The organism is Lelliottia sp. RWM.1, from assembly GCF_016859735.1.
Taxonomy (GTDB): Bacteria; Pseudomonadota; Gammaproteobacteria; order Enterobacterales; family Enterobacteriaceae; genus Enterobacter.
This window is the reverse complement of record NZ_WLVC01000054.1, coordinates 18,595-27,714: the sequence shown is the minus strand read 5'-3', so window position 1 is coordinate 27,714 and position 9,120 is coordinate 18,595. Positions and strand designations below refer to the sequence as shown.

At 48.6% G+C, this 9,120-nt stretch carries 10 protein-coding genes; 2 read left to right on the top strand and 8 right to left on the bottom strand.

The features are described 5' to 3' along the window. Nucleotides 1-298: 298 nt before the first annotated feature. The 7 genes from GF617_RS23885 to pcoA form a co-directional block, all read right to left on the bottom strand. On the bottom strand, nucleotides 299-733 hold the full coding sequence (locus GF617_RS23885) for a hypothetical protein (RefSeq protein WP_007374421.1): 435 nt from the start codon (nucleotides 731-733) through the stop codon (nucleotides 299-301). A 217-nt stretch (nucleotides 734-950) separates the two neighbouring features. Next, the gene (gene pcoS, locus GF617_RS23880; protein WP_007374420.1) at nucleotides 951-2,351 is read right to left on the bottom strand and encodes a copper resistance membrane spanning protein PcoS; all 1,401 of its coding nucleotides are present in this window, start codon (nucleotides 2,349-2,351) and stop codon (nucleotides 951-953) included. Then, the gene (gene pcoR / locus GF617_RS23875) at nucleotides 2,348-3,028 is read right to left on the bottom strand and encodes a copper response regulator transcription factor PcoR (protein ID WP_081120802.1); all 681 of its coding nucleotides are present in this window, start codon (nucleotides 3,026-3,028) and stop codon (nucleotides 2,348-2,350) included. Before pcoR ends, pcoS begins: the two co-directional genes overlap by 4 nt. A 54-nt stretch (nucleotides 3,029-3,082) precedes the next feature. After that, on the bottom strand, nucleotides 3,083-3,961 hold the full coding sequence (gene pcoD, locus GF617_RS23870) for a copper resistance inner membrane protein PcoD (RefSeq protein WP_080821469.1): 879 nt from the start codon (nucleotides 3,959-3,961) through the stop codon (nucleotides 3,083-3,085). Nucleotides 3,962-4,016: 55 nt separating this feature from the next. Continuing rightward, complete coding sequence (gene pcoC / locus GF617_RS23865; RefSeq protein ID WP_000025662.1) at nucleotides 4,017-4,397, bottom strand: copper resistance system metallochaperone PcoC; 381 nt, start codon at nucleotides 4,395-4,397, stop codon at nucleotides 4,017-4,019. A 39-nt stretch (nucleotides 4,398-4,436) separates the two neighbouring features. Next, entirely contained in the window at nucleotides 4,437-5,327 is an 891-nt protein-coding gene (gene pcoB / locus GF617_RS23860) for a copper resistance outer membrane transporter PcoB (protein ID WP_001378118.1), read from the bottom strand. Nucleotides 5,328-5,332: 5 nt separating this feature from the next. Then, the gene (gene pcoA / locus GF617_RS23855) at nucleotides 5,333-7,150 is read right to left on the bottom strand and encodes a multicopper oxidase PcoA (RefSeq protein WP_000925242.1); all 1,818 of its coding nucleotides are present in this window, start codon (nucleotides 7,148-7,150) and stop codon (nucleotides 5,333-5,335) included. Nucleotides 7,151-7,384: 234 nt separating this feature from the next. Here pcoA and GF617_RS23850 point away from each other — a divergent pair, with 234 nt between their 5' ends. Continuing rightward, complete coding sequence (locus GF617_RS23850; RefSeq protein ID WP_001023257.1) at nucleotides 7,385-7,834, top strand: copper resistance protein; 450 nt, start codon at nucleotides 7,385-7,387, stop codon at nucleotides 7,832-7,834. Between the two features lie 288 nt (nucleotides 7,835-8,122). Next, nucleotides 8,123-8,860, top strand: a complete 738-nt coding sequence (locus GF617_RS23845; RefSeq protein WP_004388332.1) for a peptidoglycan DD-metalloendopeptidase family protein — start codon at nucleotides 8,123-8,125, stop codon at nucleotides 8,858-8,860. Between the two features lie 33 nt (nucleotides 8,861-8,893). Here GF617_RS23845 and GF617_RS23840 read toward each other — a convergent pair whose 3' ends face one another. Next, nucleotides 8,894-9,091, bottom strand: a complete 198-nt coding sequence (locus tag GF617_RS23840) for a DUF2933 domain-containing protein (RefSeq protein ID WP_004388331.1) — start codon at nucleotides 9,089-9,091, stop codon at nucleotides 8,894-8,896. Nucleotides 9,092-9,120: the final 29 nt, after the last annotated feature.

Genomic DNA, 9,120 nt, shown 5'->3' with positions numbered 1-9,120 from the left:
CATATGCCACCAACTGAATACGAAAAACAATATTATCAGCGGCTCGGAAGTGTCTAGATTATCTGTGGCGATTCACTCAGCCAGTCTCAGGATACGGCGCGACATGCACCCTGGAGATGACCGGGGAACAGGATTCTCAAACAATATAAGTTAATTGTGAGGTCGACATGACCAAAAAAAACATTGTGTATGGACTCTTTCATTATTATTCATTTCGCTTATAAAAAAACGCTCCCGGACGGGAGCGTAAGCCAGTGACTTCGGCGTCAAATGAGGGTCTGACAAGTGGAGCTGCGGGTTAATTCTGGGTGATCTGGCTGCGATGCTTTTCCGCCTCTTGCTGATGAATAACGGAAGACTGGCCATTATTCGCCTTCTCATGCACAACAGCGGCTTTCTCATGCTCGCTCATTTCGGAAAATGGCTTAGCAGTTTCTTGGGTGTTCTCAGGTTTGGCTTTCATCATTTTTTTATGCATTTCAGCCATGTCCTGATGGGCGGCAGAATTGCCGTTTTGCATCATTTCATGGGACATAGCGGCCTGATCGTGACCGCTCATATCCATCATTTTCATGCTCTCCCCCTGAACTGCACTTTTTTCAGCGGATGACTGCATCTGATGGGCAGGCGCCTGGGCATTATTTACCTGGTCATGCATGTTCATTGTCTCTGCAGCCATGGCGGATGAAGCGACAGCCATAATGGCAACAAATGATACGAGAATCTTTTTCATGGTTGGGTCTCCGGTGTTTACATACCCAAACAATCAATGGCTTATAACAGAGAAAGCAGTTGATCTCAGGGCGGGTTAATCATCACTCCAGGAACCAGGTGATTGTGTTATCACGCTGCTCCTGATTTATGAATAATTATAAAAAACCGCCTCTGTTTATCGCGTGACTGAATGATGACAATTTTGTCACCTTCCAGGTTTCTCCTGAACAACGGGATTAATCCATTAACAGGCGCACTTTGAACACAATTTCCCGCCCCTGCTGTTCTGCTGACAGCTCGCCGCCGTGAGCATGAATGATCGACCTTGTAATTGATAATCCCAGCCCCGCGCCTTCCGTGTTGTAGAACCTTGATGAGTCTGCGCGATAGAACCGGTCAAACAAACGTTCCAGATTAGCGGGAACCTGGCCGGACATCGTATTCGTAATCATCACGTTCACACAGTCACTGTCACGCTCAAGGTGTATCGCTGTACAGGTGTTATCGGGAGAATACTTGATTGCATTGGAAAGCAGGTTACTGAAAGCACGTCGCAGCATATCGCTGTCTCCGGCAACAACGCCCTCTCCTTCAACCGTGATTGTCTTTCCTGTTTCGTCTGCCAGGGGCTCGAATAACTCACGTAATTCATTCAGTTCGGCTGCCAGATCCACATCATGTTTATCCAGCTGCAGCAGACCATGCTCTGAACGTGCCAGAAAAAGCATGTCACTGGTCATTCGTGACAACCTTTTCAGTTCTTCCAGGTTAGCGAATAAAATTTCGCGGTAATGCGAAACATCCCTTTCCTTAGCCAGTGCAAACTGCGTCTGCATCATCAGATTACTGACTGGCGTGCGCAGCTCATGCGCGATGTCAGACGAGAAATCTGACAGTTTCCGGAATGACCCCTCCAGGCGATCGAACATATTATTGAACTCCTGCATGGTCTCAGAGATTTCCGGCGGAGCCAGATCGGGATTAAGACGCTGATCCAGGCTGTGTACGGTCATGGAGGAAGCCAGACTGGTCATTTCCCGTAACGGTTTCAGACCAATACGTGTGGTCAGCCAGCCCAGAAAAACAGAAATAAAGACCAGACCGATATTGAACCAGAACAGCCAGGTACTGAGTTTGTCCATAAACAGGGTGTGATACCCAGTATCCGTGGCAACCGTAATGATGAAATGTTTGCTTTTACCCTGTTCCGGCGTCACGGCAACCCGCCGCGAGATACTGCGGTACACGGTGTTATTTTCTTCCGTCTGGATCATATAGTCGAGAATATCACCCGACTTGTTAAGCAGGACCGCTGGAACAACAGAATTGTTGGCATAGAGTTCAACAATTTTTTCATTTTCCATGTTTTTTATAGAAATGAATAAGCCATTGTGCCCCACCATCGCATCGTTTATTTTTTCTGATAATGACTTAATATCCGTTTTGTTCCTGAACGTCTCTGTTTTAAGAAACTCTTCGGTGAGCTGAAGTTTACCTGTCAGAAAATCGCGGTCCTGATTATCGAAATAGCCATTCAGGGTGCTAATCAGGATAAAACTTGATAACCACCATACCGTAAGCATCACCGCAGAAAAAATCAGGCTCAGGCGTGTGGTCAGGGAAATTTTGAACCTCACTCTTCTCTGATCTCCAGGACATATCCGGCACCGCGAACGGTATGGATCAGTTTTGGCTCAAAGTCATCATCAATTTTACTTCTCAGACGTCTCACGGCGACATCAATCACATTCGTATCACTGTCAAAATTCATGTTCCAGACCAGGGACGAGATAAGACTCCTGGGTAACACTTCTCCGGTGCGTTGCAGCAGCAACTCAAGCAGAACGTATTCTTTACCGGTGAGATGGATCTTCTTCCCCGAACGGATCACGGTCCGGCGCACCATATCAACGGTCATATCGGCGATGGTGCAGACTGTTGCGGCCTGCGAGCGTGCCCGGCGCAGTAGGGTTCTTACACGTGCAACCAGCTCCGTAAAATCAAAGGGCTTAATCAGGTAGTCATCTGCGCCAAGCTCCAGTCCTTTCACTTTGTCCCGCACGTTGTCCTTTGCGGTTAAAAACAGGACCGGTTCTTCGTGCCCGGACTCCCTCAGTGCGCTGATGATTTGCCACCCGTCGAGGAAAGGCAGCATCACGTCCAGTATTATCAAATCATACTGTCCCTTCGACGCGGCCCCGAGACCATCGCGGCCATTATTAAAGAGATCGGCCTGATAGCCTTCCTCAACCAGTCCCTGCTGCAGGTAATGACCTGTTTTTTGTTCGTCTTCAACGATTAAAATACGCTGCATGGTCAACTCGCTGATATGAAAGTAAAAATCTCACGCATGAGCTTTGGCTGTCCCCTAGCTGATCTGAGACGGAGCAAGCATTCCAAGCCACGCTACGGCGCCCAGAATGATAATCGCAACAACGAATTCTGTCAGGATGCTGTTTCGCATCAGGGCAACGCTGCGATCATAATTCCCTTCCCTGACCATAACTTCAAGCCGGGGACCCAGGTGAAACCGGTTTGCTGCAGCCAGAAGAAGCATCAGAACAAACAGAGCCGTCTTGGCAAGCAATATCCTCCCCCAGGAACTGTTGAATAAGGGAGTTAAGTTACCCTCAGCAATATACAGATAGTTGACCAGCGCACTCAGGATCAGGGCTACAACAATCACCGTTCCTGCCGTGGCAAATTTTGCCAGGGAGTCAGATATCACAATGACGCTCTGTGCATTATGCTCGTTTCTGCGCATCAGCAGGATAGCAAATGCAACCAGAGCACCTGTCCAGGCACCTGCAGCGCCGAGATGGGTCAGATCGCTCAGTAAATGGAGATAGTAATGCAGACCGTCATGCATAACGGCGTGTCCTCCCCAGGCAAGTGTAGCCAGCGCCACGCCCCCACTCATCGTCATCAGCAGGCAGGACAATACTCTCTTATTAGTGTAAAGGAACAAAGCACCGAGTGTGGTAAACAGGGCACAGAGCCTGACAATCCAGCTAATACCCACATCAGTTTCTTCTATCACCATCTCGATAACATGGATGGATAATTCTCTGAGGTCAGTTACTCCACTCATGGCATTAGATACCAGGAGCATATTAATGCCAGTAAGAATGATGCCTGTAACAACAGCAAAGGTTATAAACGACCTGAAATTAGTCAGGTTATAGGTTTCATGTCTGACACCGCTTATTCCATATATCTGAAAAAATGGCAATCCAAATATTACCATCAAATCCAGATAAAGAAGAAAACGAATAACAATCATAATCAGGTCGTTCATAATATTACTTCACTGTAAAGGTGTAATTACCGGTAATAGGGTGCGTATCTGAAGAAACCGCGCGCCAGTCAACACGATAAGTGCCAGCGGGTAAAGGCTCTCGCGGAATAATGACCATCGATTTAGGGTCAGCGCCTGGCGCCACTTTTGCCGCGACCGGCATCGGAGAATGTGATGACATGCCTTTCATACCCGTCATCGTTAATTTTGCACCTGAGAATTTCACGGTCAGATTTTCCGAGAAATTAAGCTGAATCTTTTCCGGGGCCGCTACGGCTGAATCAGCCTGTGGCACAGAGCTTTTTAATTCCGGATGGGCCATAGCAGAGAAAGCAACGCCCATAACGAGGCCACCTGTAAGAATGGCTTTATTTAAAATCGACATTTTATTTACCTGTTTAGTTGAGTGTTTTATATCAGTGCGTTAAAACCAGATTCTGGCTCCCGCCAGGAATACTACCTGATGGTCTTTCTCACCTTCTCTTTTCGCCATATCGGATGTTTTCCCGTAAAGTTGATTCCAGGAAACGCCTATATAGGGTGCAAACTCACGGCGTATTTCATAGCGCAGCCGGAGCCCCAGCTCTGTGTCAGTCAGTCCCCTGCCGCGACCCCGCGATTCATCATCCTGACTGTAGAAATTCACCTCATAGGATGGCTGGAGTATGAGCCGGTTAGTCAGTAAAACGTCGTATTCTCCTCCCAGACGAAGGGCTGCTTTTCCGCCATTACTGACAAAACCCGTAATTTCAGACTCAAAATTATAGAGTGCCAGCCCCTGAAAACCGACAGCAGCCCAGGTCCGGGCAGAAGCAGGTCTGAAATCCTGCCTGACACCCGCAACCAAATCCCACCATGGGCCAACCGCATGTCCCCAGAGTAACTGCGCTTCAGCCGCCTCCGTTTCCCCATTGCTTCGTTCACCTTCACTCTTTAGCCAAATCCGATCTGTGTCGCCTCCAATCCAGCTGTTAACACTCCAGCTGAAATTGTTGGTGTTATCCGACCGTTGCCATTCCAGTTGATCCAGCAGAACCAGATAATTAATCGCACTGTCGTGAATCGCATGCCCCTGTAAATTGCCGAATGCAGCCTTCCGGTCGGCATCGGTAACAGGCGGAATTGGCGTTCTGCTCTCAGTTACAATGGGCTCCATTGACGTCATCTCAGTGAAATTCTCATCTGCTGGCATCTGCATGGCAGACATGTCGTGCCCGGCGTGGGGATCTGCAGAGACGGAGCCCGCCGCAATAGAAAGCTGTGAGGTAAACAAACCGGCGACCAGAACAGGTATGGCCTTCAAATTTCTCTTCATTCGCATCATTCCTCCACCCGGACTTCACGAAACATTCCCATTTCCATGTGATAGAGCAAATGGCAGTGATACGCCCAGCGGCCAAGCGCATCTGCTGTCACTCTGTAACTGCGTTTTGTACCAGGGGGAACATCTATTGTGTGTTTACGAACCATGAAATTACCGTTTTCATCTTCCAGATCGCTCCACATACCATGTAGGTGAATGGGGTGAGTCATCATGGTATCGTTGATCAGCGTGATCCTGAGCCGCTCACCGTATTTCAGCAGCACCGGTGCGGCATCTGAAAACTTGATTCCGTTAAATGACCAGGCAAACTTTTCCATGTGGCCGGTTAAATGCAGTTCTATGGTACGGCCAGGTTCACGTCCGTCAGGATCCTCAAAGCGGCTTTTCAAATCCGCGTACGTGAGAACCTTTCTTCCGTTATTTCGAAGACCAATACCCGGATCATTTAATTTCGGAGAGACGCTCATCGCCTGCATATCAACCAGTGGGTTATCCGTTTCTGACGCAGGATGACTTTGCATACCCGGCATTCCGGCCATCCGGGAATGATCCATACCGGCCATGCTGCTGTGATCCATGGGCGCGGAGGATGTCCCGCTATCCGGAAGGTCAGCACCGTCCATAGACATCATCTCTCCGCTGTTATCCATGCCTCCCATCTGGCTGTGGTCCATTCCTGCCATATCATGTCCCATTCCCCCCATACCCATATCTTCCATGGTCAACAGAGGACGGGGATCGAGGGGGGGAACGGCAGCACTTAACCCCTCTCTCGTGGCCAGTGTCCCTCGAGCGTAACCGGTCCTGTCCATGGATTGTGCGAAGATGGTATAGGCCTCACCCTGAGGCTCCACAATGACATCATAGGTTTCGGCAACGGCAATCCTGAATTCGTCAACGGTAACCGGGTTTACATACTGGCCATCTGCAGCCACGACCGTCATTTTCAGCCCGGGGATACGGATATCGAAATAGGTCATTGCCGAGCCGTTGATAAACCGTAAGCGTATCTTTTCACCGGGACGGAACAGTCCGGTCCAGTTTTTCAGCGGGGCCTGCCCGTTCATGAGATAGGTGTAGGTGTAGCCACTGACATCCGCGAGGTCAGTCGGATTCATTTTCATTTCAGCCCACATTTTCCGATCGGCAATGGTGGCTGACAGCCCCCTGGTATTCACGTCGCGGAAAAAAGAGCCAACGGTTGGTTTATTGAAATTGTAGTAATCCGACTGTTTTTTTAATTTTTTCAGCAGGCTGTGAGGATTTTCATCGGTCCAGTCAGACAACATGACCACATGCTCACGATCGTAAGCAAACGGTTCTGGCTCCCTGGCATCGATGATAATGGCACCGTATACCCCCTCCTGTTCCTGCAGACCGGAATGGCTGTGGTACCAGTAAGTCCCGTTCTGCTTAACCTTAAAGGTGTAAACGTAGGTATCATCAGGCTCTATGCCCATAAAACTCAGCCCCGGAACACCATCCATATTGGCCGGAAGAATAATGCCGTGCCAGTGAATGGACGTCTGTTCATTAAGACGGTTTTTGACCTTCAGGGTAATGGTGTCACCTTCTTTCCAGCGAAGAACGGGCCCCGGCAGGCCTCCATTGATTGTTTTGGCCTGACGCTCACTGCCCGTGATATTGACGGCCGTTTCACCAATGGTCAGGTCAAACTGAGTACCCTGCAGGGATGCGGCAACTGGCAGGCTCAGACTGGAACGCGCATTGAAACTCCATACGCCAAGACTTCCGGCTACGCCAGAGAGGGTTAACCCCTTCAGGAAAGTTCGTCGAGACGTTTTCAACAGCATGCGCATTCCCTTATTTAAAGTATGGTTACTGACAGAATTCGAGAACCGATTTAAATTAAATTACTGGTTCATCCACTTACAATGAAATGAATCTAGCACACCTTAAGAAACAAATTCATTACAATCGTGTAATGTACATAGCTGTATTACATTTACGTCATCTTCCCCACAGGTTGATTATTTTTATATATGATCATAAGGACATCTTTTATGTACCTCAGAAGGTAATTACACATGAATATATTAATCACGACCACTGCGTTTACAGCTTTATTTTGTGGGGCAGCTTTTGCTCAGTCCAGTGATATTGCCCATGAAGCACATCGATTTGTTAATAATGCCTCAGCCGTCAGTCATGTGAATTCCTCGACGCATGAAAACTTACCGGACAGGGTTAATAAAAACAACACGCCCTCATTCTCTGAAATGAATGAACATGAAAGGGCCATTGTTGCTCATTCATTTATGAACAACAGCGCGTCCTATGCGCATCAGAAAATGATTGAGGAACATAAAAAAATGCTGTCCGGCAGTGATGCAAATTCAAAGACCTCGTCTTCTTCTTTTAACGAACTGAATGCCGGAGAAAAAGCCGCTCTCGTGCATGAGCAGGTCAATAATGCCGGTGCGGAAGCACATCAGACGCAGGCAAGAAAGCTTCGCGGGCTGTATTCGACCAGGTAACTGCAGGCGGGTTAGTGCTTAGCGTCAGGTGCGCAGCAGGGCTTTACTGACGGGTTACGTAGCAGGACATGAGCCCCATATTGCTCTGCCGTAACCTGTTTCAGTCCCGTTAATCATCACCGTCGGGCTGGTCATACAGTTCCCAGAGCTTCCGGAGCAAACGGGAAACAAGATATGTTACAAAAATGACGACCATCAACGGTGCTCCCGATTAACTGACAGATGACACGCCTCCTGAAAACCCCTAGCATACGCCGCAGTGTTCATGCTAACGGCGAATTCCAGTAAATGTATTCTACCGATGTCGTAAAAGAAAATGCCTACCTTTCAGCCACCCGCTCGGGGCTGGAATCGAACGAGATCGCTACTCTTCAGCGCTCCTTGCCTTCCCGGTTTAATCTGCGGCATTTGAAAAAAAATGAATCATTAAAACTCGTACTGCAAAAGAAAGCGGGAAAATCACGTGTCGTGGCCTATAAATTTACGTCCGGTTCATTTAATTACACGGCGTATCGTATATCAGATAAAAAGTTCTATAACCTTTCCGATACTTCCGGGAAAGGCAGTCTCGATTATCCGTTACCGGCCACAGCAAGACTCAGTTCGCCTTTCAATCCTGCAAGACTTAACCCGGTATCGGGAAAAGTGAGTCCCCATAATGGCATTGATTATTCCATGCCCATGAACACGAAAATAGTCAGCGTCATCGACGGAAAAATCACCCGGGCCGAATACAACAGTACCATGGGATATTTTGTTGAAGTAACGGGAAAAGCCGGTGTTAAAACTCGCTATCTCCACCTCAATAAAATACTCGTTACTAAAGGGGCCAGGGTTACCCGGGGAGACGCTATTGCGTTATCCGGTAACAGCGGACGTTCATCCGGTCCTCATCTGCATTACGAGCTGGTCATCAATAACAATCCTGTTAACTCACTGGCGTTCCGGACGGCGGCACCCGCTGATAACAAACTCGAACAGCATGCCTTTGCGCATGCCAGAGACTACGAACGATACTTGGACTGATAACGGGACCGCGACGCGGTCCCGTCTGCCGGATTAATTTTTTTTATCGTTTTCACTTCCGTGATGTTGATGATCTCCATGCCCCCCGTGACCGTGGAAAAGATGCATGAGCGGACAAAGCAGCAGTAACAGATATGGCCAGTAGCCTGCCACATGTGACCAGTGTTCGCGCAGGAGAGCAAATGCCGCAATCGCGGCGACAGCAATAAGCGCATAGGTTGTACTTTTCATACCGGACTCCTTCTGTTCGTAACAGCCCC

Excerpts from the sequence above, each read along its gene's own strand:
- GF617_RS23850 (WP_001023257.1), top strand. The coding sequence starts at position 7,385 with ATGAATATATTAATCACGACCACTGCGTTTACAGCTTTATTTTGTGGG.
- pcoC (WP_000025662.1), bottom strand. The coding sequence starts at position 4,397 with ATGTCGATTTTAAATAAAGCCATTCTTACAGGTGGCCTCGTTATGGGC.
- pcoR (WP_081120802.1), bottom strand. The coding sequence starts at position 3,028 with ATGCAGCGTATTTTAATCGTTGAAGACGAACAAAAAACAGGTCATTAC.
- pcoD (WP_080821469.1), bottom strand. The coding sequence starts at position 3,961 with ATGGTAATATTTGGATTGCCATTTTTTCAGATATATGGAATAAGCGGT.
- pcoB (WP_001378118.1), bottom strand. The coding sequence starts at position 5,327 with ATGAAGAGAAATTTGAAGGCCATACCTGTTCTGGTCGCCGGTTTGTTT.
- GF617_RS23840 (WP_004388331.1), bottom strand. The coding sequence starts at position 9,091 with ATGAAAAGTACAACCTATGCGCTTATTGCTGTCGCCGCGATTGCGGCA.
- GF617_RS23845 (WP_004388332.1), top strand. The coding sequence starts at position 8,123 with ATGTATTCTACCGATGTCGTAAAAGAAAATGCCTACCTTTCAGCCACC.
- GF617_RS23885 (WP_007374421.1), bottom strand. The coding sequence starts at position 733 with ATGAAAAAGATTCTCGTATCATTTGTTGCCATTATGGCTGTCGCTTCA.
- pcoA (WP_000925242.1), bottom strand. The coding sequence starts at position 7,150 with ATGCTGTTGAAAACGTCTCGACGAACTTTCCTGAAGGGGTTAACCCTC.